Source organism: Polycyclovorans algicola TG408 (assembly GCF_000711245.1).
In the GTDB taxonomy this organism is placed as follows: domain Bacteria; phylum Pseudomonadota; class Gammaproteobacteria; order Nevskiales; family Nevskiaceae; genus Polycyclovorans; species Polycyclovorans algicola.
The window spans coordinates 1,097,545-1,121,383 of sequence record NZ_JOMH01000001.1 but is presented as its reverse complement, the minus strand read 5'-3'; the positions used below and the strand labels follow the sequence as shown (position 1 = coordinate 1,121,383).

Annotated in this window: 17 protein-coding genes and 1 rRNA gene; 9 read left to right on the top strand and 9 right to left on the bottom strand. The window is 62.9% G+C overall.

The genetic code is table 11. From position 1 onward, the window contains the following. Nucleotides 1-8: 8 nt before the first annotated feature. Nucleotides 9-845 carry an outer membrane lipoprotein-sorting protein gene (locus tag U741_RS0105390; protein ID WP_029889461.1) on the bottom strand — a complete coding sequence of 279 codons (837 nt, stop codon included), beginning with the start codon at nucleotides 843-845 and terminating at the stop codon, nucleotides 9-11. Nucleotides 846-892: 47 nt separating this feature from the next. Here U741_RS0105390 and U741_RS0105385 point away from each other — a divergent pair, with 47 nt between their 5' ends. Together U741_RS0105385 and U741_RS0105380 are read left to right on the top strand one after the other, a co-directional pair. Next, complete coding sequence (locus U741_RS0105385; RefSeq protein WP_029889460.1) at nucleotides 893-1,651, top strand: sulfite exporter TauE/SafE family protein; 759 nt, start codon at nucleotides 893-895, stop codon at nucleotides 1,649-1,651. Further along, the gene (locus U741_RS0105380; protein WP_043110201.1) at nucleotides 1,636-2,055 is read left to right on the top strand and encodes a PaaI family thioesterase; all 420 of its coding nucleotides are present in this window, start codon (nucleotides 1,636-1,638) and stop codon (nucleotides 2,053-2,055) included. Before U741_RS0105385 ends, U741_RS0105380 begins: the two co-directional genes overlap by 16 nt. A 3-nt stretch (nucleotides 2,056-2,058) precedes the next feature. On the opposite strand, the gene U741_RS0105375 is transcribed toward U741_RS0105380, so the two are convergent. The 5 genes from U741_RS0105375 to trkA are packed head-to-tail and all read right to left on the bottom strand — an operon-like array spanning nucleotide 2,059 to nucleotide 7,773. Then, nucleotides 2,059-3,420, bottom strand: a complete 1,362-nt coding sequence (locus U741_RS0105375; RefSeq protein WP_029889458.1) for a TRAP transporter large permease — start codon at nucleotides 3,418-3,420, stop codon at nucleotides 2,059-2,061. Beyond that, nucleotides 3,417-3,917, bottom strand: coding sequence for a TRAP transporter small permease subunit (locus U741_RS0105370; RefSeq protein WP_043110200.1), 501 nt, complete (start codon nucleotides 3,915-3,917; stop codon nucleotides 3,417-3,419). The genes U741_RS0105375 and U741_RS0105370 overlap by 4 nt, the downstream gene beginning before the upstream one ends. 10 nt (nucleotides 3,918-3,927) lie before the next feature. Beyond that, entirely contained in the window at nucleotides 3,928-4,866 is a 939-nt protein-coding gene (locus U741_RS0105365; RefSeq protein WP_029889456.1) for a homoserine kinase, read from the bottom strand. Between the two features lie 48 nt (nucleotides 4,867-4,914). Continuing rightward, the gene (locus U741_RS0105360) at nucleotides 4,915-6,396 is read right to left on the bottom strand and encodes a TrkH family potassium uptake protein (protein ID WP_052378516.1); all 1,482 of its coding nucleotides are present in this window, start codon (nucleotides 6,394-6,396) and stop codon (nucleotides 4,915-4,917) included. Between the two features lie 3 nt (nucleotides 6,397-6,399). Then, nucleotides 6,400-7,773, bottom strand: a complete 1,374-nt coding sequence (trkA, locus tag U741_RS0105355; protein ID WP_029889454.1) for a Trk system potassium transporter TrkA — start codon at nucleotides 7,771-7,773, stop codon at nucleotides 6,400-6,402. Between the two features lie 117 nt (nucleotides 7,774-7,890). Here trkA and U741_RS0105350 point away from each other — a divergent pair, with 117 nt between their 5' ends. Both U741_RS0105350 and U741_RS0105345 read left to right on the top strand, forming a co-directional pair. Further along, on the top strand, nucleotides 7,891-8,487 hold the full coding sequence (locus tag U741_RS0105350) for a 2-hydroxychromene-2-carboxylate isomerase (protein ID WP_029889453.1): 597 nt from the start codon (nucleotides 7,891-7,893) through the stop codon (nucleotides 8,485-8,487). After that, complete coding sequence (locus U741_RS0105345; protein ID WP_029889452.1) at nucleotides 8,484-9,374, top strand: hypothetical protein; 891 nt, start codon at nucleotides 8,484-8,486, stop codon at nucleotides 9,372-9,374. Before U741_RS0105350 ends, U741_RS0105345 begins: the two co-directional genes overlap by 4 nt. Nucleotides 9,375-9,400: 26 nt before the next feature. On the opposite strand, the gene U741_RS0105340 is transcribed toward U741_RS0105345, so the two are convergent. Next, a complete protein-coding gene (locus U741_RS0105340; RefSeq protein ID WP_029889451.1) occupies nucleotides 9,401-10,303 on the bottom strand; it encodes a peroxiredoxin family protein in 903 nt (300 codons plus the stop codon). Nucleotides 10,304-10,472: 169 nt separating this feature from the next. Here U741_RS0105340 and U741_RS0105335 point away from each other — a divergent pair, with 169 nt between their 5' ends. The 5 genes from U741_RS0105335 (at nucleotide 10,473) to U741_RS19875 (ending at nucleotide 20,488) form a co-directional block, all read left to right on the top strand. Next, nucleotides 10,473-12,824 carry a fatty acid cis/trans isomerase gene (locus U741_RS0105335; protein WP_029889450.1) on the top strand — a complete coding sequence of 784 codons (2,352 nt, stop codon included), beginning with the start codon at nucleotides 10,473-10,475 and terminating at the stop codon, nucleotides 12,822-12,824. A gap of 257 nt (nucleotides 12,825-13,081) precedes the next feature. Further along, entirely contained in the window at nucleotides 13,082-14,920 is a 1,839-nt protein-coding gene (gene typA, locus U741_RS0105330; RefSeq protein WP_029889449.1) for a translational GTPase TypA, read from the top strand. Between the two features lie 180 nt (nucleotides 14,921-15,100). Then, on the top strand, nucleotides 15,101-16,672 hold the full coding sequence (locus tag U741_RS0105325) for a long-chain-fatty-acid--CoA ligase (protein ID WP_029889448.1): 1,572 nt from the start codon (nucleotides 15,101-15,103) through the stop codon (nucleotides 16,670-16,672). Between the two features lie 163 nt (nucleotides 16,673-16,835). Next, entirely contained in the window at nucleotides 16,836-18,971 is a 2,136-nt protein-coding gene (locus tag U741_RS0105320; RefSeq protein WP_152551502.1) for a hypothetical protein, read from the top strand. Then, nucleotides 18,968-20,488, top strand: coding sequence for an OmpA family protein (locus U741_RS19875; protein ID WP_301331316.1), 1,521 nt, complete (start codon nucleotides 18,968-18,970; stop codon nucleotides 20,486-20,488). Before U741_RS0105320 ends, U741_RS19875 begins: the two co-directional genes overlap by 4 nt. 470 nt (nucleotides 20,489-20,958) lie before the next feature. On the opposite strand, the gene U741_RS0105310 is transcribed toward U741_RS19875, so the two are convergent. Together U741_RS0105310 and rrf are read right to left on the bottom strand one after the other, a co-directional pair. Continuing rightward, complete coding sequence (locus U741_RS0105310) at nucleotides 20,959-23,448, bottom strand: efflux RND transporter permease subunit (protein WP_029889445.1); 2,490 nt, start codon at nucleotides 23,446-23,448, stop codon at nucleotides 20,959-20,961. Nucleotides 23,449-23,639: 191 nt separating this feature from the next. Next, nucleotides 23,640-23,753 (bottom strand): 5S ribosomal RNA (gene rrf / locus U741_RS0105305). Between the last annotated feature and the right edge of the window lie 86 nt (nucleotides 23,754-23,839).

The following is a 23,839-nucleotide window of genomic DNA, read 5'->3' as shown; positions in this document are numbered from 1 at the left end:
GTGATGGATCAGCGCACGTTGGCCAAGCGGTTCTCGTCGAAATCGCGCTCGCTCAGGCCCACGTCAAACTGGTAGTTGTCGAAGGTCAGCGTGGTTGAGCGCCCGGATTGATGGTTGCGCATCTCCAGCTTCAGCGGCCGCCAGCGGGTGTCGTCCGGCTGCGTGAAACCCTCCGCGGTGAGGGTCTTCTGCAACCGCTCGCGGCGGTCATAAAACTCGACCTTGTGCAATCGCAACTCGGCCTGGTCCATCCAAGCAACCTGGCGTGCGTAGCCCGAGCCGGGGTCTTTGGGAATGCGCTCGAGCACGTGCATGGCAACGCCGCCCAATGATTCGTCACGCAGCCATTTGAACCGGTATTTGCTGATGTCCTGCGGGCCAAGGTCTTCGTAGGAGAACTCGCTGCCCATGAATGCGCCGGACTGCCCCGACCCGGCGATGCGCTTCACCCGGTTGAGTGACGGCAGGTAGAGCCAGCGTCCATCGTCACCTTCGGGGTTGGCATGGGTCAGCAGCGCGGTGCCGGCCACGTCACGTGGTTCGTCAAAGATGATCAGCGACCGATCACGCCCGTCGTCCCCCTCCATGGCGCGCGAGCGCAGCACCCGCACCGCCTCGTCGCCGGCCTTGGTTCGCAGCACCATGGTCATGCTCGACCGCGCGTCGCCATAGCCTTCGCCCTTCGCGTCCGCGCGCTCGGCGATGTCGGTACCGCGGGCAATGGCGGCTTCGTCCGAAATCGTTTCGGCCCGGGCGGCGCCCAGGGCGCCCAGCAGCATGGCGGCAGCGACTGCGTGTCGTGCCCAGGGGCGGCTGGCAGCACGCGTTGTGGTGGCAATGTCCATAATCGCCCGATCTTAGCGCGCTGCGCGTCAAGCGCCCCTCTATTGCCATGCTCCCGCCCATCAGCCTGCTGGAAGTCGCCATTGTTGTCGTCGGCTTTCTGACCGCGACGTTGTCGGGCGTTGCCGGCATGGGCGGCGGCTCCATCCTCATCGGCGTGCTGCTGGTGCTGGGCATGCCGCCCATCGAAGCGGTGCCCTTGTTCGCAGCGGTGCAACTGGTGTCCAACGTCTCGCGCACCACGGCGTACTGGACGCATGTCGACGGCCGCGCCGCCGGCTGGTTTCTGCTCGCCGCGGTGCCGGCCACGCTGCTCACGGTACGTTGGGCCGCGCAGGTCGATCCGGCGTGGGCGGAACTGACGCTTGCCGCCCTGATTCTGTTCTCGCTGGCGCCCGCGCCGTCGGCGCGGCTGCAGCAGATGCCGCGCCGGTCCATGCTGGTGCTGGCGGGCACGCTGAACGGCGCACTGGGCAATGTCGTTGGCGCCACCGGGCTGTTCGTCGGGCGATTGTTCCTGCGCCCGGACTGGTCACGCCAGACCACGGTCGGCACCCTGGCGCTCACGCAAACACTGGGGCACGGCCTGCGCGTCATTGCCTTCGGCTTTGCCGGACTCAGCGTGTTGGCGCGACCGGCCCTGCTGCTGGGGCTGATGCTGGCCGTCATCCTCGGCACCGCGCTGGGGCGGCGGCTCAATGACCGTCTCGACGAAGCCCGTTTTGCGCAGTTGGCGCGCGGCATCCTCTTCGCCCTTTCGGGCGCCCTGATCATTTCTGCCCTGTGGACTTTATGGACCTCAAACTAGACGCCGCCGCGGTCACCCGACTCATTGAAGACAGCGCACCCGACACGCCCGACTGGAAGGTGGACGTGCAGTGGGTCAAACCCGGCGGCGCGATGATTCGCCAGCCCTTCCGCGAGGGCCTGCAGCGCGCGGGCGAGGTGATGTCGGGGCCGTCGCTGATGTCGGCCGCCGACACCGCCATGTACGTCTGCGTGCTGGCGCATATCGGCCCGCAGGTGATGGCCGTCACCGTCGACATGAACCTGCAGTTTCTCCGCCCTGCCGCGAAGGGCGACCTGTTCGCCGAAGCCTGGGTGCTCAAGCTAGGGCGCCGCCGCGCGGCGTTGCGGGTGATGGTGCGCGACCACCTCGGCAACGAGGCCTGCCACGTCACCGGCACCTACGCGTGGCCGACGCCGCTGTGACGCTCAGCGCACCGCCGCAGCCAGGCCGGTTGCGAGCCAGGGAAACGCCGCCACCAACCCCAACAACAGTAATTGCAGGGCGATGAACGGCATGGCACCGCGATAGATCGCAGCCGTCGTCACCTCTGGCGGGCTGACGCCGCGCAGGTAGAACAGTGCGAAGCCGAAGGGCGGCGTCAGAAAGCTGGTCTGCAGGTTGAGCGCAATCATCACGCCCAGCCACACCGGGTCCAGCCCAAGCATTAGTAGCGGCGGCGCGACGATGGGCACGATGACGAAGGTGATCTCGATGAAATCGAGAATGAAGCCGAGCACGAACATCAGCAGCATCACCACCAGCATGGCGCCGAAGGCACCGCCCGGCAGCGCGGTCAGCAGGTCGTGCACCAGGGCGTCGCCGCCATAGGCGTTGAACACCATCGAGAACATCGATGCGCCGATTAGAATCATGAACACCATGGCGCTAATACCAGCAGTGCGCTCGCCGCAGTCGCGCAGCCCGGCCCACGTGAGCCCGCCGCGCGCGGCCGCCATCAAGATGGCGCCCATGCCGCCCACCGCCGCCGCCTCGGTGGGCGTGGCCACGCCGCCGATGATGGACCCCAGCACCGCCAAAATGAGCAGCAAAGGCGCCGACAGACCAATCAGCAGGCGGCGCCACGACAGCGGCGGCAAATCGGTGACCGGCGGGGCCGCTTCAGGCCTGCGCCAGGCCACCGCAATCACGTAGCCGACATAGAGCATCACCAGCAGCAGGCCGGGCACCACGGCGCCGATAAACAGGTCGCCCACCGACACCGATTGGGTGGAGAACAGCCCTTGCGCAAGCTGCGCCTGCTGATAGGCCGACGACAGCACGTCGCCCAGCAACACCAGAATGATTGACGGGGGAATGATCTGACCCAAGGTGCCGCTGGCAGCGATGGTGCCGGTGGCCAGGCTGGGGTCAAAGCCGCGCTTGAGCAGGGTGGGCAAACTGAGCAGACCCAGCGTGACCACGGTGGCGCCGACGATGCCGGTGCTGGCGGCCATCAGCCCGCCCACCAACACCACCGCCACCAGCATGCCGCCGTGCAAACGCCCGAGCGCGCTGGCCATCGACTCCAGCAAATCTTCGGCAATGCGGGCGCGCTCCAGCACCACACCCATCAGCACGAACAGCGGCACGGCCATGAGCGTTTCGTTGTTCATCACGCCAAACAATCGGCTGGGCAGGTCGAGCAGTTCGGGCACGCCGAATGCGCCGACGCCCAGGCCCAGCAGACCGAACAGCAGTGCCACGCCCGCCAAGGTGAAGGCCACCGGATAACCGAGCATCAACAGGCCGCAGACCACGAAGAACATGACGATGGCGACAGCGCTCATGTCGGTTTGCCCGCGTGGGTCAGGCGCAGGATTTCGGCGATACCCTGGAGGATGAGCTGCCCGGCCATCACCAGAATCATGGTTTTCAGCAGGAACAGAATTGGCAGCCCGCCCGGCTCGGACGAGCGCTCCTTGATCGCCCAGGCGCGCCCGACGTAATCCCACGAGATGGCCAGCAGAAACATCGCGAACGGCAGCAGAAACACCAGCGTGCCGAACAGTTCGATATGGCGCTTGGCGCGCTCGCCGAGCCGGGCGCTGAACACGTCGACCCTCACGTGTTCGCCGCGCGGCAGGGCGTGCGCGACCGCCAGCATGAAGATCAGCGCATGCAGATACAGCGCCGCTTCCTGCAGCGCGGTACTGCCGGTGTTGGCGGCGTAGCGCAGGACCACAATGGTGAAGACCAACACCGTCAGCGCCAGGGTCAGCAGCCCGGCCAGCCGGTAGAGCCGGCCGTTGACTGCGTCGATGAAGGCGACGATGCGTGATGCCATGTCGATGCCGCTACAGGGCCGGGGGCGCGAGCTTTCGGTGGCGCTCGAGAATGCGCCGATACGCCGCCGGGTCCTTGACGTGAACCACGTCGCCTTCGCGCGGAAACAGCCAGTCATAGAGGCGCGACAGGTAGAAGCGGAACGCGGCAGCACGCAGCACCAGCGGCCAGGCGGCCACCTCCTCGGACGTCAACTCGCGACGACTGCGGTAGGCGGCGGTCATGGTGGCCCAGCGCGCGCCGTTGAGGCTGCCGTCGGTCTCAAAGCACCAGTCGTTGACCGTCACTGCCAGGTCGTACAACAACGCGTCATTGCAGGCGTAATAAAAGTCGATGACACCGGTCAGGCGCTCGTCGACAAACAGTGCGTTGTCGCGGAACAGATCGGCATGAATCACCCCTTGCGGAAGCGCCGCGAGATCGAGTGCCGCCTGCGCGTTCAGCTCGTCACGGATCAACTCGGCCGCGTCTTCGTCCGCCTTGGGCAGCACCGCCATTGCGGTTTCGTGGCGCCAGTCGGGGCCGCGAGAATTGTCGCAATGCCCGGCGTAGGACTGCCCCAGCACATGCAGTTCGCCCAATGCCCGGCCGATTTCTTCACATTGATGCAGGGTCGGAAACAAGACCCCCTGGCCCGCAAGCCGGCGCACCAGCGCGGCCGGCCGGTCGTTGAGCGAGGTCAGCGTATCGCCGGCCTGATTGCGCATCGGCATCGCCCCGGGAAAACCGCGCGAGGCCAGGTGCTCCATCAATCCCAGAAAGTACGGTAGGTCGTCGTAATTGAGGCGCTCGAACAAGGTCAGCACCCAGCGACCATCGGCGGTGTCGACGAAATAGTTGGTGTTCTCGACGCCCTCGCCGATGCCCTGGAAATTGATCAACGGCCCGACCGGATACTGCGTCAGGAACCGTTTGAGCTGGGCGTGCGAAACCTTGGTAAAGACCGACATGCGGGGCGGGGAATCGGGTGATCGGGCCGCGAAGCGTAGCGCAAGTCCTCAGCGGCGCCAGAAGTACGGCGTCATCAGCACCAACAGCGGAAAGATTTCGAGCCGGCCCAGCAGCATCGCGAAGCTGCCCACCCAAAGGCCAAAGGCATCGACGCCCGCAAAAGTCGTCGCGACGTCGCCCAGCCCGGGGCCCAGGTTGTTGATCGTCGCGGCCACCGCGCCAAAGGCGGTGACCGGGTCCATGCCCGAAAGCAGCATCAACACCACAAAGATCATGTAGAAGCCGATGTAGACCGAGAAGAACCCCCACACCCCCTGGATGACCTCGTCCGGCACGGTGCGCGTGCCGATCTTGACCGGCGCCACCGCCGACGGATGGATGTTCTGGAACACCGAGCGAATGCCCTGCTTGAACAGCAACATCACGCGCACCACCTTGATGCCGCCGCCAGTGGAATACGCGCAACCGCCGATGAAGCTCACCAGCAGCATCAAGGTGGTGATGGTCGACGGCCAAAGGCTCAAATCAGCCGACGCAAAGCCGGCCGTGGTGCCGATCGACACCACCTGGAACAGCGCCTTCAGCGGTGCCTCGAAGCCCCAGTAAACGCCGCTGATCATCAGCAGTGCCGTGACGCCAAGCGTTGCGGCCATGAGGATGCCGACGAACACCCGGAACTCCGGATCCACCAGATACCCGAGCACCGAGCGCGACCGAAACGCCAGAAAATGCAGCGCAAAATTGACCGCCGCGATGATCATGAAGGCGGTGCAGATCAACTCGATCTTGGCGCTCTGGAAGTAGCCAATGGAGTCGTCGTGGGTCGAGAACCCGCCGTTGGCCACCGTCGAAAAGGAATGCCCGATTGCATCAAACCAATTCATCCCGGCCAGCCGGTACGCCAGCGCGCAGCTCACGGTGATGCCCAGGTAGATCAGCCACAGCGCCCGTGCGGTTTCGACCAGACGCGGCGTGAGTTTGGTGTCTTTCACCGGACCCAGCGACTCGGCGCGGTAGAGCTGCATGCCGCCGACCCCCAGCATCGGCAGGATGGCAATCGCCAGAATGACCAACCCCATGCCGCCGAACCACTGCAGCTGCTGGCGGTAATAGAGCAGCGCCTTGGGCAGCTCGTCGAGCCCGACAATCACCGTCGCGCCCGTCGTGGTCAGGCCAGAAATCGCCTCGAAGACCGCCTGCGGCAGGGTCAGGTCCGGCACCTCGGCGAGGTACAGCGGAATGGCGCCCGACAGCCCCAGTACCGCCCAGAACAGGACGGTCACCAGAAAGCCGTCACGAATCTTCAGTTCTGCCCGGCTGCGGCGCACCGGCCACCAGACCATCGTGCCAAAGAAGAAGGTGATCACCAGACCGAGAACGAACGCCTGGGTCATGCCGTCGCCGTAGAGCCAGCTCACCGCAATTGGCGGCAGCATGGTCATCGAGAAAATCATCAGCAAAATGCCCATGACCCGTTGCACGGCGCCGAAGCGGTGAATCCGCGTCAGTTTGGCGTCGGTCAGTGCCATGAATCAGAAGAACCCGATACCGACCTGGAACAGCTTGCCAACGTCTTTCACGTGCTTGCGATTGACGAGGAACAAGATCACGTGGTCCTCGGCTTCAATCACCGTGTCGTGGTGGGCAATGATCACCTCGTCACCGCGCACGATGGCGCCAATGGTCGTGCCGGGCGGCAACTTGATTTCCTCAAGCCGGCGGCCGACCACGGCCGAGTTGTAACGATCCCCATGGGCAATGGCCTCGATGGCCTCGGCCGCGCCGCGCCGCAGGCTGTGCACTTTCACCACGTCGCCGCGCCGCACATGGGCGAGCAGCGCGCTCACCGTCGACTGCTGCGGGCTGATGGCGATGTCGATCTGACTGCCCTCCACCAGCTCGACATACGACGGGCGGTTGATCAGGCACAGCGCCTTGCGGGCGCCGAGGCGCTTGGCGAGCATCGCCGACAGAATGTTGGCTTCGTCGTCGTTGGTGATGGCGCAGAACACGTCACAGTCTTCGACGTTCTCCTCGCGCAGCAGGCTTTCATCCGCGGCGTCGCCGTGCAGCACCACGGTGTTGCCCAATTCTTCTGACAAGTAGCGCGCGCGGTCGCGGATCGACTCGATGATCTTCACCTCAATGCTGTCTTCCAGCACCCGCGCCAGACGCAGACCGATGCGGCCGCCGCCCGCGAGGATCACCCGGCGCACCGGCTGGTCGAGCTTGCGCAGCTCGGCAATGATTTTCGGGATGTGCGCCTTGGCCGCGACGAAGAACACCTCGTCTTCAGCCTCGATGATGGTGTCGCCCTCGGGAATGATCGGCCGACCACGGCGGTAGATGGCCGCCACTCGTGCGTCGATGTCAGGTAAATGCTCCGGCAGCTCGCGCAATTGACGCGACACCAACGGGCCGCCGTAGTAGGCGCGCACGCCGACCAGCCGCACGCGACCATCGGCGAAGTCGACCACCTGCAGCGCACCGGGGTACTCGATCAGGCGCCGGATGTAGTCGGTGACCAGTTGCTCGGGCGAGATGTGCATGTCGATCGCCAAGCCCTGCGGCTCAAACAGCTTTTCTTCGCGCAGGTATTCGGCCGCGCGCACGCGGGCGATCTTGGTCGGCGTGTTGAACAGCGCGTAGGCGATCTTGCAGGCGACCATGTTGGTCTCGTCGCTTTCGGTGACGGCGATCAGCATGTCGGCATCGTCGGCACCGGCGCGGCGCAGCACGTTAGGGTGGCTGGCGTGACCTTGCACGGTGCGAATGTCCATCCGCTCCTGCAGGTTTTCCAACATCGCCGAATCGGTGTCGATCACCGTGACGTCATGCTGCTCGCTGGCGAGATTTTCGGCCAGCGTCGCCCCGACCTGACCGGCCCCTAGAATGATGATTTTCATGCGCCGCGCACGTTACGCCCGCCCATCGTGCGGTGCAACATTGGGGGCCGGCGTTATCGCCGCGCCGACGGGCTTCATGCGAGACTCACGGGCACATCAAAGCATCAGGAGCGGGTCATGTCGTCCATCGACTTTTACTGGGAACCGGGCAGCCCCTACACCTACCTCGCCGCCACCCAGATTGGCCGCCTTGCCGCTGAAACCGGCACGACGGTCAACTGGAAAGCGTTCCTGCTGGGCAAGGTGTTCCAGGCCCGCAAGATGTCGCTGCCGGCGGCCATTCCGGCCAAGGCCAGCTACATGTTCAAAGATCTGGCGCGCTGGTCGGCACTGTATGACGTGCCGTTTCGCATGCCCAAGGTCTTCCCGGTCAACAGCATGCTGGCCAGCCGGGCGGCCAGCGCCGCCGCGCAGCAGGGTTCGGGCGAAGCAGCTGCCCTGGCGCTGCTCGGCGCCTACTGGGGGCGCGGCGAAGACATCTCGCAGCCCGAGGTCGTGCAGGCCGCACTGGATGCAGCCGGCCTTGACGGCGCGGCGTTGCTGGTCGCCACACAGGACGACGCGGTCAAGGACATCGTCCGCGCAAACACCGAGGCGGCACTGGAACTGGGTATTTTCGGCGCGCCGACCATGGTCTACGAAGGCGCCCTGTTCTGGGGCAACGACCGCCTCGACGTGCTCAAGGCGGTGATCGAGGGGCGTATCAAGGTATGAGTTCAGCGTTTACCCGGGTCAGTGTGCTGGCCATGGTCGGCGTCGCGGCAGCGCTTGCCGGCTGTGAGGGACAACTTGACGTGACGCTGTCGCGCGGCGATGCGCTCACCATCAGCAGTCTGCAACCGGAGGTTCGCGGCGTCCTGCTGCAGACCGAAGGTGGCAGCCCGACGCGTTTGTCATCGGATGCGCTGGCCGGCGAAGACCTGCTGGACTGGACCACCGGCGAGCGCCGCCTTTTGATCGATATCAGCGACGCCGGCTCGGCGCGCTACACCGGCGCCGGGCTGGTGGTGGCGGCCAACGGCGGCGACGTTCGCTTCATGGATGACACCCGCGCGCGCGATCTGGAGCCGGTGGCCACTGACGGGCCGATCAGCGCCGTTGATTTTCGGGTGGAAGAAGACGAAGAGCAGACGCTGTGGTTGCGGCTGGAGCCGCACTTTTCGGTCACCGACCCGCGCCTTGACGGCGTCGAGACGGCCCGCTTCAGGCCGGTGGTTCGCGCTGTGCTGCCTGACAACGCGCGGCAGCTCAGCGGCACGGTGAGCCGCACCGTGCTGGAGTCGGCCGAGTGTCGGCCGGGTGCGGCCAATGCCGAAGACGACGACATCGGCGCGGCCATCTATCTGTTCCCCGAAGGGCTCGCGCAGTTCACCGATTACGTCGAAGGCGGCAACTTCAATCCGCTGGCCGCCGGTGCGTTACGCCGCGAAGGCGATGACGACTATGGCTACATGATTCGCGACGTGCCGGCTGGAGGCTATGTCGCCGCGCTGTTCTGCTTCGCCGACCTGGACGCCCCGGACCGGCTCGACAACCTCGCCGCACTGCGTGCCGAAGCCATCAACGTTGACGCCGATGATTCAGTGTTCGACATCGACTGACGGCGTGCGCCCTGGGCGGGTCAACCCTACTGCGACGCGCGCTGCTTGCGGCGATCCTCAAGGGCCCTGACCCGGCCGTCGTCACGATCCACGGCATACAGCAGGCCCGCGCCGAGGCCGTCGCCGCCAACCGTCACCGCCACCCAGACGCCTTTGCGCATGAACGACCGGAACGGCGCCAATGTGCGCACCGCGTCGCTGCCGTATTCAGCGTTCCACGCCTCGCGCGCATGGCCGATGGCGCTGCGGCCGTCGGTCACCGTCCCGACTGCCGGGCGGTCGGGGCCGTCAGCAGGCAAGGCGTTGATGTAGCGCTCGACCCATGGCAGCCACTCTGACGGGGGCAGCGCGTCCGGCGCCTCGGCGCCGCGCCCCTGCTTGCCGTCGCGCAGGTGCAAGTCGTAGGGCGCGGGGTAGGTTTCGGGCAGGGCCACAGCGCGGTCGCCCAACAAGGCATTAAGGGCTATACGCGCATCTTTGGCCACGTCGATCGGCGAAGGCGGTGCCGCCGGACGCGTGTAAACAATGCGACCGTCACCGGCCACCACCACGAACCAGGGCGAGCGACTGATGCCATACGGCTGCATCAACGCGTCACCGTTCAACAGCAACGGGAAATGCAGGTCGCGCTCCCGCATGGCCGCCACCGGGTCGCCGCGTTCGCGAATGTTGATGGTCCAAACCTTGACGCCGGCGCCGGCATAGTCGCGCCAGATGTCCTGCACATAAGGCTGTAAGGCGCGCGAAAAGGGGCACCACGAGGGCCAGAACAGCAGCACGCTGGGCGCGCCGCCGGCATCGTCGGGATAGGTGACGGTCTGGCCGTCAGGGGTTTTGAGCGTCCAGCCGGGGGCGTGGGTGGGCTCGGTGGCGTGCGCGGCGGCGCCGAACACTGCCAACAGCAACAGGGCAAACAGGCGGCTTTTCATCGGCCGATTATGCGCCGGCGCCTCGCCTGGACACGCTGTTGGGGTTGAGCCTGACCATTCCCGGCGGGATCGCGGCGCTTGCGCCAGAATGCGGGCGCGCCACCGCCTCAGGCTTGCTTTCAATTCGGGCATTGGCAGAACTTCGACTGAATTGCACCGAGATCGCCACATGTTCAAGCCATTTTTCTGTGTTTCGCTCATGGGCGCATTGCTCCTTGTCGCTTGTGCAGACCGCGAGCCGAAACGCCCTGAGCCCGAGGCGCTGCCGGCCCCGGTGACGCGGCAGGTGTCCTACGTTGACGACGTGCGCCCCATCCTTGAAGCCAAGTGCCTCGCCTGTCACGCCTGCTTTGACGGCCCCTGCCAGTTGAAGATGGAAACCGGCGCCGGTCTGGTCCGCGGTGGCCACCCGCTGGATGCCTACGACGGCACGCGCACCGAAGCGCAAACCCCGACCCGCCTGGGCATTGATGCGCAAAGCGAGGCCGGCTGGCGCGAACTCGGCTTTCACTCAGTGCTGACACCCGACGCCGAAGGCGAGTCGCTGCTCTACAAGATGCTCGCCCTCGGCAAGGCACGGCCCTTTGCAGCCAACAGCAAATTGCCGGATGAGCTGGACCTGGGTGTGACCCGCAGCAACCAGTGCGTCTCGCGAGACGGGTTTGCCGACTACGCCCACGACCGGCCGCTGGAGGGCATGCCGCTGGCCGTGACCGGCTTGACCGATGACGAATTCGCGCTGCTCAGCGGCTGGCTCACGCAAGGCGCCAAGGTGCCCGACGACGTGCTGCGTGTCAGCAAACCCGAGCAGGCGGTGATCGACACCTGGGAAGCGTGGTTGAACCAGCCCGATCCGCGGCGGCAACTGGTGGCGCGCTGGCTTTATGAGCATCTGTTTCTCGCGCACCTGCACTTTGCCGACCTGGGTGATGCGCCGCGCTTCTTCGAAATGCTGCGCTCGCACACGCCGCCCGGCGAACCCATCCGCCCGGTCACCACGGCGCTGCCCAACGGTGATGCCGAGGGGCCGGTGCATTACCGCCTTCGGTTGCTGCCGGGCAGCGTGGTCCACAAGCGGCACATCGTGTTTCCGCTGGATGCCGATCAGTTGAAGCGCATTGAAAGCCTGTTCTTTGGCGAAGATTGGACGCTTGAACAACTGCCGGGCTACTCGGCCGAGGCGCGCGCCAACCCGTTTGTCACCTTTGCGGCCATTCCCGCCGAGGCCCGCTACCGCTTCATGCTCGACCACGCCGAGTACTTCACCCGCACCTTCATTCGCGGCCCGGTCTGTCGCGGACAAATTGCCACCGATGTGATTCGCGATCACTTCTGGGTGGTTTACCAGCAACCCGAGCGCGACCTGTTCGTGACTGATCGGGGTTACCACGACCGCGCGGCGGCGCTGCTGGGCATGCCCGGCCAGGATGACGACCTGCTGGAGGCCGGCCCCAGTTGGGACCGCTACCGAGACCAGCGCAACGACTACCGGCGCCTGCGCGATGCGGCCTACGCCGAAAAAGCGCCCGAAGGCGCATCGCTGGCCGACATGTGGGACGGCGACGGCCACAACACCAACGCTCTGCTCACGGTGATGCGCCATCACGACAGCGCCTCGGTGGAGCGCGGTCACATCGGCCGGGTGCCGCAGACCGTCTGGTGGATGGACTACCCGCTGCTCGAACGCACCTATTACGAACTGGTCGTCAACTTCGACGTGTTCGGCACTGTTGCCCACCAGTTGCAGACGCGGCTTTACTTCGACCTGATTCGCAACGGCTCGGAACACAACTATTTGCGCCTGCTGCCGCCAGCGGAACGCGAGGCGGTGCTCAAGGACTGGTATCGCGGCAGTGGCGAACTGAAACGTCATGTCAGCTACGCGCCGCTTGATGACAAGACGCCCACCGCCGAGCGCTACGCCACCGACGCGCCGCTGCAGGAGCTGGGCTTGCGGGTTCTCGAACGCTTTGGTGACATCAACCGCATGCAGTCCGACCCGATCAATCGGTGTCTGGACACGCCCTGCGCACGCCCGGATCAACCCCAGTGGGTACAACAGGCCGACGCCCAGTTGGCGCGGCTAGCCGGAATCGATGCCCGCGACCTGCCCGGCGTGCTGAACCTGCCGGATGTCACCTTCCTGCGCGTGACCCACACCGACGGCACCCGCACTGTCTACTCACTGATCCGCAACCGAGCGCACAGCAACGTCGCGTTTCTGCTCGGCGAGTCGCTGCGTTACGAGCAGGATCGCGATCAACTGCTGGTGTTTCCCGGCATCCTTGGCAGCTACCCCAACTTCATATTTGACGTGCCGGCGCAGCAGGTCGCAGCGTTCGTTGAGCGCCTGGGCGAAGCCGACAAAACCGAAACCTTCGATGACCTTGTCGGCCAGTGGGGCGTGCGGCGAACCCATCCGCAGTTCTGGGAAACGCTGCACGATTTCACCGCTTGGCAAACCGAACACCAGCCTCTGCAGGCCGGGGTTTTCGACATCAATCGCTACAAGAATCTTTGACTTTCCAGGGGCGTGATTGAAACGCTGGTTTTGACTGCGCGAACGCCAATCAAGCTCTGCTTGCGACCCTTGGCCACTGCCGGGCGCCGGACAATTGGCCCAGCGAACCGTTGATCCCGCCCGGCGATAGGCGCGTGGCCGGCCTCGCGAACGTTTTTGGCGAATCCTGACGGCGCGCAGGGCCGCTATCTTCCCCATCGCTCAGCGCGTACAATTTGCGACCTTTTTCTTTGCTGCATCGCAGCATTAAGCACCCCATGAGCCTCAAGAACCTCCGCAACATCGCCATCATCGCCCACGTTGACCACGGCAAGACGACCCTGGTGGACAAGCTGCTGCGACAGTCGCAGACGCTGGACGCGCGCGAGAATCTCGGCGAGCGGATCATGGACTCCAACGACTTGGAGCGCGAACGCGGCATTACCATCCTCGCCAAGAACACCGCCATTCGCTGGCTGGACAAGCGCGACGGCACCGAATACCGCATCAACATTGTCGACACGCCCGGGCACGCCGACTTTGGCGGCGAAGTGGAGCGCGTGTTGTCCATGGTGGACTCGGTCTGCCTGCTGGTCGACGCCGCTGACGGCCCGATGCCGCAAACCCGCTTCGTCACCCAGAAGGCGTTCGCCCTAGGGTTGAAGCCGATTGTGGTGGTGAACAAGATCGACCGCCCCGGCGCCCGTGCACACTGGGTAATGGATCAGGTGTTTGACCTGTTCGACCGCCTCGGCGCCACCGACGAGCAGCTGGACTTCACCACCGTGTTCGCCAGTGCGCTGAATGGTTATGCCGGGGACAACCCCGACATCCGCGAAGGTGACATGGACTTCCTGTTCCAGACCATCGTCGATCAGGTGACGCCGCCGGCCGTTGACGCCGACGGTCCGTTCCAGATGCAGGTGATCAGCCTCGCTTACAGCAGTTACGTCGGTGTGATCGGCACCGGCCGCATTTCACGCGGCCGCATCAAGCCCAACAGCCCGGTGTCGGTGGTGGGTCGCGACGGCAAGGTGCGCCAGGGCAAGGTGTTGCAGGTGCTGGCGTTCATGGGGCTCGACAAGGTCGAAGCCGCCGAGGCCGAAGCCGGCGACATCATTGCCATCACTGGCATTGAAGAGCTGGGCATTTCCGAGACTGTTTGTGATGCCAAGGTGCCGGAAGGTCTGCCGTCGCTGCAGGTCGATGAGCCGACGATGACCATGGTGTTTGAGGTCAACAAGTCGCCGTTTGCCGGCAAGGAAGGCAAGTTTGTTACCAGCCGCCAGATTTTCGAGCGGCTGCAGAAAGAACTGAAAACCAACGTGGCGCTGCGGGTTGAGCCCGGCGATTCGCCGGATCAGTTCCGCGTCTCGGGTCGTGGCCTGCTGCACCTGTCAGTCCTGCTCGAGAACATGCGCCGCGAAGGCTTCGAGATTGCCGTGGCGCGCCCACAGGTCATCACCAAGGAAATCGACGGCGAGATTCACGAGCCCTACGAAATTCTGGTGGCCGACGTGGAAGAAACGCATCAGGGCGGCGTGATTCAAGGCCTCGCCGAACGCGGCGGCAAGATGGTCAATATGGTGCCGGACGGCAAGGGCCGGGTGCGCCTTGAGTACACCATCAGCTCGCGCGGACTCATCGGCTTCCGCTCGGAGTTCATCAACAACACCGGCGGCTCAGGCCTGCTGTTCCACAACTTTGATCACTTTGGTCCGGCCAACGACAACAAGGAAGTGGGGCAGCGCTACAACGGCGTGCTGATCTCCAACGAGCAGGGCAAGGCGGTGGCCTACGCGCTGTTCAATCTGCAGGAGCGCGGCGCGATGATCGCCAGCCACGGCGATGAGGTCTATGAGGGCCAGATCGTCGGCGTGCACTCACGCGAGAACGACCTGGTCGTCAACGTGTGGAAAGGCAAGAAGCTCACCAACATGCGGGCTTCCGGCTCGGACGAAAACGTGGTGCTCACCCCGCCGCGTCGCTTTTCGCTGGAGCAGGCGCTGGAGTTCATCAACGACGACGAACTGGTGGAACTGACCCCCGAGTCCATCCGCCTGCGCAAGCGCTATCTGGTTGAGCACGAGCGCAAACGTGCGGGTCGCTCGGACTGAGTGACGCGCCCAGAAAAAGCCGCCTCCGGGCGGCTTTTTCATTTCGGTGGTCAGCGTGTCCAGGCCAGCTCCTCCCGCCCAATCAGGCAGGGGGCAATGGGCCCTGCTCGCGTTAAGCTCTTGTCCATTCGACGGCAAGCGATGCCGCACTCACCACGCGATTGACCAGGAGACGAACCGATGGAAACCCCTCAAACCCCGCTTGAGTTTTTTCGCCGTGCACGCAAGGTGCACCCGGAGCGCGAGGCCGTGGTCGATGGCGACCGACGTTTCAGCTATCGCGAATTTGCCGCGCGCTGCGACAAAGCCTCGGCGGCATGGGCGAAGCTGGGCGTGAAGTCGGGCGACCGGGTTGGCACCATTGCGCCCAACACGCACCGCCATCTCGAACAGTTTTATGCGGTGCCGCAGTTGGGCGCGGTGATCGTGCCCATGAATTACCGCCTGACGGCCGACGACTTTGTTTACTTGGCGAATCACAGTGGCTGCAAATTGCTGTGTGTGCACGCGGACTACCTTGATTTGGTCGACAGCGTGCGCGAGCAGATGACCTCGGTGAAGCATTTCGTCGCGCTGGAAGGCGAAAAGGCGGGTTGGCTCAATTACGAAGCCTTGCTGACAGATGCGCCCGACACCTTTCCTGCAGTCTCGCTGGCCGAATCCGACCTGCTGGCCATCAATTACACCAGCGGCACGACCTCGAAGCCCAAAGGCGTGATGATCACGCACCGAAACGCCTGGACGAACTCGGTGGGGGTCCTGATTCACTGGCACATGACGCCTTCAGATCGCTATTTGTGGACGCTGCCAATGTTCCACGCCAACGGCTGGACCTTTACCTGGACAGTGACTGCGGTCGGGGCGGCGCATGTGTGTCTCCGCAAGGTCGAGGCCATAGCGATTTACGACACCATCAACCGTGAGCGGGTCACGCACCTGAGTGCGGCGCCCACCGTGCTGATCGCCATCGCCAATGGGCCCGAGGCCGAGCGAAAGTCGCTGCGTCAAGGCGTCAAGGTTTTCACTGCGGGCGCGCCACCCGCACCGGCGACCATCGAGCGCATGGAGGGCGAATTGCACTGGCACATCACACAAGTTTACGGGCTGACCGAAACCGCGCCGTTGATCACCATTTGCGAGCCCTTGCCAGCGCATGATGAATTGAGCCTGCGAGAGCGTGCGTCAATCAAGGCGCGTCAGGGCATTGAAATCATCACGGCCGGAGAAACCCGGGTGGTCGATGAGCAGATGAACAACGTCCCCGCTGATGGCCAAACGATGGGGGAAATTGTTGCGCGTGGCAATGTGGTGATGAAGGGTTATTTCAACGACACGGAGGCGACCGAAAAAGCCTTCGCAGGGGGTTGGTTTCATACCGGGGATGCCGCCATTGTTCACCCCGATGGTTATATCGAGATTCGTGATCGCTTCAAGGACGTGATCATTTCGGGCGGCGAAAACATTTCATCAATCGAAGTGGAAGGCGCGTTGTTGCGCCACCCAGCCATATTGGAAGTCGGCGTAGTCGGCCTGCCACACGAGAAATGGGGAGAGTCGCCCAACGCCTTCGTGGTGCTGCAGCCCGGCAAGACGGTCACGACGGACGAGTTACGGCAGTTCGCGAGGGACAATTTGGCCCACTTCAAGGTGCCCAGCGCGTTTCATGTGGTCGACGAACTGCCCAAAACCGCCACAGGCAAAATCCAGAAATTTGTATTGCGCGCCGGCAAAGCGGGTATTGCCGCCCAATAGCCGCGAACAAGCACTACATGGATGCAATGTCGGCCGCATCTGATAGCCATTCGGTTGATTGATATACGCGTCACATAATTCGTGGCGCTTAGCCTCTTTCAAGTCACCGCAGGTTCAGTCACACTACACATCCCACTGCAAGTCAATAGTGAGTCTGCACCCTATGTCCCGATCAGCATTGTTGCCGCTGCTTGCCAGCGTTTTCTTATTGTCGGCTTGTAGCGACACCGTTCGCAGCCCCGACCTTCCGCCAGCGCAATTGGTCGGCATTGGTGCGCTGAATTGCGAACCCTCCAGTTTGGGGGTGGGCCAACAAGGTCAATGTACGTTGGAAGCGGCGTGCCAATACTTGGAGACGCGCTCCGACGGTGACGAACAATTCGTGACGGGCGACTGCCCTGAAGGCGTCGAGTTGACCAGCAACATGCCCGACATCGTGTCGGTCGATAACAGTGGTGAGTTCACTGGCGAAGACCAGGGCACGGCCGAGATAGTGGCCACGATCGACGGCATCAGCTCCGAGCCCGAGACCATCATCGTCGGGCCTGCTTGCGTGGAGGCACTTGAAATTAGGCCCGCAGATGCCAACCTGATCGCCGGTTTTGACCAGCCGTACACCGCACTGCTACGCCGCACCAACGGGTCCACCGAGAATGTCACCAGCACCTCGGTGTTCACCAGCGACGATCCCGCGGTCGCAGACTTCAACGGCAACGTACTTGAGTCTGACGAAAATCTCGCAGTAGAGATGACCTTTGACGTCTCGGTCACCAACCAGACGGCCGCCGGCCTCTGCGCGGGTGTGACCGCGCCCCTGGAAGCGACCACCTCGGTAACCCTCTCGCCGGGCCAGTTGATTGCTGACGGGCTGTGCATCGAGTCCACGCCGCCCGCCATGCCGTTTGATGGCCCCCAGTGCCGCGAAGACAGCGGCGCCTGCGCGACGACGCAGCTCCAGTTGAGCTTGCTCCCCGATCCGGAGGTGCTGAATCTTCAGATTCGTGCGCGCTTCAACAACGGACTCGAGTGCGATGTTTCTGATCAAGCCACGCTGGATATCGACCCCGTCGACGTGGCCACACTCGATACCGACGTCCCCAGCGTGACCGCCGCAATGTCGGGTGTCGCGACCCTTACCGCCAACTTCAACTCGCAGACCGAAGAACGTGACGTACAGGTCGGTGACGGACAGAACGTCCGCCTTGGCGACAATAGCCTCGCAGTTTCAGCGCGGGAACTGATCCAGGGTTCGCCCTACTCATTCGCCAATGCGCAGCGCTTCGCTTGCGTCGGTGCCAACGACCTTGAAGTGGGTTTGGCCGGCGGTGAAATCTCCGGGCAGTTGAACGCCTTCGCCAAGTCACGCAGTTGCGACGCGGCGGACTTGATGATGGTTGACGGCCGAATGGTCTGCACCGCGCCCTCTGACGAGCCCGCCAATTTCGGTAACAACACCGAAGCGGCGTTCAACGACCTGCAGCGCGTCGACGACTTCACCAATCCGATGCCGGAAGGCGGCAATCCGTTTGAAGACGCCACCACCTGGGATGCGGTTGAGGGCTTCTGGAACGGCGAGTCTTGCGAAACGGGGGACGGGAACTCGCCATCGCGTGTCGGCGACACCTTTTTCCCGTCGCGGGCTCTTGACCCCGATCGCGGACTGGATGCGGTTAACCAGCCCAACGGCGTCGTCTACGCCGATGGCACGGTACGTCTTGGCTTTGCCTGTGTCACGGCGACGGTCGAAGACCCGGCCGAACCCGGTGCAACCTTCACAGATGGGATGACCGTCCTGGTGTTGCCAGTCACCAACGACTCGCTGACCGACCCATCCGTAGAAGCCGAATCCGACCGACTGTGCAACACGCTGCTCCCGATCTTTGACAGTCCGTTGCTTGGTGTTCTTCAAGGCACACCGCTTGATCCGCTTGGACGGATCGAGCTGATCGAAACGCTGTCGATTGTCACCGAGCTGGTCAACCCGCTACTCGAGCAGACCGACGCCGTTCCCCTTGCGCTGATTCTCGGCACACTCATTGACGGCGGGGACTTCTTCCCGGTCGGACTTGCGGATCTCACTAGCTTGCTGGTTGCGCCGCTAGATAATGGGCTGATTGACCCGGCGGTTGCACCGCTGCTCTGCACGGTGACCAGTGGCGTCAACACGATCCTCGGCCTGATCACCGGCTCTGGCGGCAATCAGGAGTGTGCCACTGGAATTCCGGGTGACGTTCCGCTCGACCCCTCCGCGTTGGAAGATCTACTTGACCTGCTCGGGCTCGGGGGCTTGCTTCCATGAGCAACAAAATTAACGCTGGCCCTTCCATCGGGGGAAGATCAATGCAGTTTTCATCAATGTGGCAAAGGGGATTGGCAATTGCCACGGTGGCATTGCTGTCAGTGGGTGTCGCCGTGCCCGGATTCGCGCAATCGACCGGCGCGGTCGACCCGAACACGGTGCTTGATGACCGCTGGTCAGTCACGCCAATGGTCGGCTTTGCATTCTCAGACCGGTCGGATCTCGACAGTGGGCTGAGTGGCGGTGTGCTGGCAACCAAGCCCTTGACGCACTGGTTCTCATACGAATTGGGGGCTGATTACAGCCTGATTGAAACCAGCAACGCCGGTGACTACGAGCGCGTTACCGGGCGGCTAGGGGGATTGCTTTATCCTTTTCGCCCCTATTTCGACGATTCGAGTTCGTTCCAGCCGTTCATTGGCGGCGGTCTTCATCTGTCGTCAGTCGACTTCCTGAAGCAGACCACCAGCGCCTTCGGCTTCTACGGGAGTATCGGCGCCCAGCAAAAGCTTAACGACACGCTGTCATTGAGCCTCCTGGGCCGCTACCAAGTTGACGACGTCGGCGACAGCGGACCACTGGTCGACCAGACCTTTTACACGTGGCAGGTACTCGCCGGTCTGCGCATTGCACTGGGCTCCAAACCCTCTGACCAGTTCCGCGATGCCGACGGCGACGGCGTGCCGGACGGCGTTGATAAATGCCCTGACACGCCGCCGGGTGTCCAGGTGGATGCGCGTGGTTGTCCGCTGGACACCGACGGTGACGGCGTTCCTGACCACCTTGATCAGTGCCCCGATACACCACGAGGGGTAAAGGTTGACGACCGGGGTTGTCCGATCGACTCGGACGGCGACGGCATCCCCGACCACCTCGACAAGTGCCCCGGCACGCCGCCAGGTGTCGAAGTCGATGCGCAAGGTTGTGCGCTGGTTGACACCGACGGAGATGGCATCCCCGACGCCTACGACAAGTGCCCGGACACACCGGACGGTATCGCCATTGACGACGAGGGCTGCCCTCTGGATTCAGACGGTGATGGCATTCCTGACCATCTCGACGAGTGCCCGAATACACCTGCTGGATTGGCCGTGCTGCCTGATGGTTGCGCCTTGGTTGGCGACTGCCGCAAGCCACGGCCGGGTGAGGCCGTCGATGCCAACGGGTGCGCAATGGATCGCGGCTTCATCCTGCGCGGCGTCAAGTTCGAGTTTGATTCGGCCATCCTCACGGTCGAGGCAAAGCAGATTCTCGACAAGGTTGCGGTGACGCTGTCGTCCTACCCGGATGTGGACGTCGAGTTGGGCGGCCACACGGACAGCATCGGGACAGCTGGCTATAACCTAGGCTTGTCCGAACGTCGCTCCATCGCAGTCAAGGAATACTTGGCGCGCAAGGGAATCAGTGGCGAACGGATGACACCTGTCGGCTACGGGCTGACGGTGCCGATCGCGGACAACGGCACTGCAGAGGGCCGTGAGGAGAATCGGCGTGTGGAATTGACGCCACAGAACTGATGCTACAGAGCAGTATCAACCCGCCTCCGATAGCTGGAGGCGGGTTTTTTTTTGGCTGCGGATTGCGGGCACCTCAGCCCGATTGATGCCGGCAGCCAAACGGTGACCTGACGTTCAAGCCGTCGTAGGGTGGAGCCAAGACCGGTTGGTTCGCCCGCTACGGCAGCGCCGGCACGGAGGTCAACACTCAAGCCGACCGCGACTTTTGTATGTCGGCTCGCATGCTGAAGCAGTACTTTGACGGGCAACTCATCCTCATCCGCTGGCGCCGCCAAGCCACGCGTCGAATGACTGTGCTTGTGGGTTGGGCCCCATCCCGGCCATTGAGCTTATCGGGGTCGAGTCAACAACCAGCTGGATGGATGACCCGCGCAGCCTCAGCCAGCAGGCACCACGTTCAACGGGATGACGTGAGGTCTCTGCGCCTCGTTCGATTACGAACGGCGCACCGGAGCATTTGAAGAAACGCGTCAGGACGTCCTTGTGAAGGGCTTCAACCGAACCAGCAGCAAGGGCAGTAAGGTGAGGTTACTGAACAGTGCAATCAGCATCGCGGCGCCAGTGAACAGCCCGAAGTAAATGGTCGGTACGAAGTTTGACAGTGCCAGTATCGAAAAGCCGAGGGCGACCACCAGGGTGGTGTAGGCCATCGCCCGGCCGACGCTGGCGTGGCAGGATTGCACTGCACCCTCGTCACCGTGCTGCTGCACCTCATCACGGTAACGGTGTGTGTAGTGAATGGTGTCGTGCACGCCAATGCCAATGGTGATCGCGGCAATGGTAATCGTCATGATGTCCAGCGGAATGTTCAACCAGCCCATCAGCCCCAACACCAACACTGCTGCGACCAGGGTGGGCACGACGCCAATCAAGGCCATTTTGAACGAGCCAAACAGTATCCAGAACATGGCGCTAATGGCGAGAAACACCACCACCAATGTGGCCAGCTGTGACTCAAAGAGGCTCTGCATCACATTGTTATAGAGCACCATCATGCCCGTGAGATTGACCTGCTCCGGCTCGAGTCCAACCTCCTCAACCAACTCGCGTTCAATCTGCCTGAGCAAATCGTCGCGCCGCAGCGATGGGTCGGAATCGACCACCCGCACGGCGAAGCGCAGCTGGTTACCGTCGGGCGACATGTAGGGATCGAATAGCGATGCCTTTACGTCGGCGGGCAGTAGGCGGTGAGCCAATGCCATCTCGAAATTGCCCAGTGGCTGGTCGTTGTTGACCATCTGCGCCATTCGCAAACTGCTCGAAAGGGAGAGCACCTTGCCGGTTTGCGGCAGAGCGTCGAGGTAGTCATGAATGGCGTGGACCTCATCTTGTCGGAACTCGTTGTACCAGTAGCTTGAACTGCTCAGGCCCCCGTCAAGTTCTTCCGCCAGATAGTCATCTTCTGCAGCCAACTCCGCCAAGTAGGCCTGCTCCTCATAGAAGCTTTTCGGCGCATCAATGATGACATCGACCGGCGTGGTCCCCCCCAGCTCGCGGTCAATTTCGAGCATGCCCTGGTAGATTTCAGTCGAGTCGTGAAAGTAGTCGATGAAGCGGTTTTCGACCGTGAGTCGGTTGATGCCGATCGCGCCGCCAATCAGCAGCAACACAAACCCGAACCATGTCAGCCCAGGCGCACGGTCCACCAGCGCTGCGAGGCCCAGGTTGAAACGTGCGGTGATGTCACGCCCTTCGCTGGGCGCACGACCAAGGCTCCAGCCCACCAGCGCTGCGGGAAACAGCAGAAAGGTCAACAGGAACGCAAACAGCACGCCCCAAGTCATCATCAGACCAAAATCAATCACCGGGCGAATGTCACTGACGATCAGTGAGGCGAACGACACCATGGTGGTCAGTGCGGTGAACAACGAGGGCATGAACTTGCTGTTGATCGTGTCGCGCAATAATTCACGTTGCGAACGGTTTGGGCTTTCGGCGTGTAGCTCGCGGTGCCGCACAATCAAATGAATCGATAGCGAAAGCGTGATGATCAGCAGCAGTGAAATGAAGTTGGAAGAAACAATGGTCACCCGCCAGTCCATGAAGCCAAGGAATCCGACCATAACAACGGTCACCACCGCACAGATAGCCGACGGAACGATGACCCAGTGGGCGCGACGAAATGACACCGCCAGCAGCGCCACGATGAACAGCCCAACGCCGATACCAAAGCTGCGAATGTCTCCGCGAACGTAATCGATCATGTCAGCGGCAATCATCGGCACGCCGCCGAGAAAGATGGTCGACTCGTCGCGATAGCGGTTGAGAATGACCCGGACTTCGTCGATCAGTGTTTGCGTGGCCACCTGCAGTTCGGCCGTACGTGCGGCGTAAGCAGCGGTGACTTCATCGAGCTCGACCGCTTCGTTAGTGCTCAGACCTTTTTGATCGCGCTGGGCGCGCAAAGCCTCACGGCGTTCAAGCAAGCGTGCGGCCTCTTCATCGCTTCGAAGATTCACCAACATCGCCGTTGTGTCGGCGCCGGGATTCAGCACCAGGTCCTTGTAGATCGGGCTGGTCAGAAACTCCTGCTTGGCCAGGGCCGGGTCCGTGTCCTCATCCAGCAAAGTGCGCTGCGATTCCTGTATCTCGCTCAGGGTCACGCGCGGACTGTCGACCAGGGGCACGTCGAGAATGCTCATCACCGAAGCCACCTGCTCCAACGCCGCAAGCTCATCCTTAAGCCGCTTCAGGCGAGCCAATGAGGCTTCCGAGAACAGGTCGTCGTCGGGCGAATAGGTGACCACCAAGAACTCTTCAGTGCCATAAACACCACTAACATCGCGGTAGTAGGCGAGGTCTTCGTCACCCTCAAGAATAAGAGAGTCTGCCGAGGCGTCGAGCTTAAACCGCTGACCCTGGTATCCGGCGACGGCCAACAATGCGGCTGTGAACAGCGCTACCACCCACGGCATGTCCAGTACCAAGCGGTGGAAGGCAGATGAGAAAGCGTTGGGCATCGGTCAGTCCGTTGAAGGCAAGGTGACAGCCTGCCAGAGCGCCGCAAGTGCTGCTGAGCTGATCAAGGATTTCGGGTGGGCCGCTGGGCGCCCAAAAACCAAGAGCGGCCACTTCATAAGGTTGACTACACCGGGAACATTTTCCCAATAAAAAACCCCCGATCTATGGAGATCGGGGGTTTAGGTATAGAGCCTGGCGGTGTCCTACTCTCACATGATCGAGTCACACTACCATCGGCGCTGAGCTGTTTCACTTCTGTGTTCGGGATGGGAACAGGTGGTTCCAGCTCGCTATGGCCGCCAGGCAAAGCGGTTGACGATCGGCGTGTGTAGATGAGCTGTAAAGCCCTTCCGCACAAATGTGCCGATCATCGAATTGGGTTTGAAGTTC

Bases quoted from the DNA above. Each gene is read 5' to 3' on its own strand.
- U741_RS0105390 (WP_029889461.1), bottom strand. From the start codon at position 845: ATGGACATTGCCACCACAACGCGTGCTGCCAGCCGCCCCTGGGCACGA.
- U741_RS0105385 (WP_029889460.1), top strand. From the start codon at position 893: ATGCTCCCGCCCATCAGCCTGCTGGAAGTCGCCATTGTTGTCGTCGGC.
- U741_RS0105380 (WP_043110201.1), top strand. From the start codon at position 1,636: ATGGACCTCAAACTAGACGCCGCCGCGGTCACCCGACTCATTGAAGAC.
- U741_RS0105375 (WP_029889458.1), bottom strand. From the start codon at position 3,420: ATGAGCGCTGTCGCCATCGTCATGTTCTTCGTGGTCTGCGGCCTGTTG.
- U741_RS0105370 (WP_043110200.1), bottom strand. From the start codon at position 3,917: ATGGCATCACGCATCGTCGCCTTCATCGACGCAGTCAACGGCCGGCTC.
- U741_RS0105365 (WP_029889456.1), bottom strand. From the start codon at position 4,866: ATGTCGGTCTTTACCAAGGTTTCGCACGCCCAGCTCAAACGGTTCCTG.
- U741_RS0105360 (WP_052378516.1), bottom strand. From the start codon at position 6,396: ATGGCACTGACCGACGCCAAACTGACGCGGATTCACCGCTTCGGCGCC.
- trkA (WP_029889454.1), bottom strand. From the start codon at position 7,773: ATGAAAATCATCATTCTAGGGGCCGGTCAGGTCGGGGCGACGCTGGCC.
- U741_RS0105350 (WP_029889453.1), top strand. From the start codon at position 7,891: ATGTCGTCCATCGACTTTTACTGGGAACCGGGCAGCCCCTACACCTAC.
- U741_RS0105345 (WP_029889452.1), top strand. From the start codon at position 8,484: ATGAGTTCAGCGTTTACCCGGGTCAGTGTGCTGGCCATGGTCGGCGTC.
- U741_RS0105340 (WP_029889451.1), bottom strand. From the start codon at position 10,303: ATGAAAAGCCGCCTGTTTGCCCTGTTGCTGTTGGCAGTGTTCGGCGCC.
- U741_RS0105335 (WP_029889450.1), top strand. From the start codon at position 10,473: ATGTTCAAGCCATTTTTCTGTGTTTCGCTCATGGGCGCATTGCTCCTT.
- typA (WP_029889449.1), top strand. From the start codon at position 13,082: ATGAGCCTCAAGAACCTCCGCAACATCGCCATCATCGCCCACGTTGAC.
- U741_RS0105325 (WP_029889448.1), top strand. From the start codon at position 15,101: ATGGAAACCCCTCAAACCCCGCTTGAGTTTTTTCGCCGTGCACGCAAG.
- U741_RS0105320 (WP_152551502.1), top strand. From the start codon at position 16,836: ATGTCCCGATCAGCATTGTTGCCGCTGCTTGCCAGCGTTTTCTTATTG.
- U741_RS19875 (WP_301331316.1), top strand. From the start codon at position 18,968: ATGAGCAACAAAATTAACGCTGGCCCTTCCATCGGGGGAAGATCAATG.
- U741_RS0105310 (WP_029889445.1), bottom strand. From the start codon at position 23,448: ATGCCCAACGCTTTCTCATCTGCCTTCCACCGCTTGGTACTGGACATG.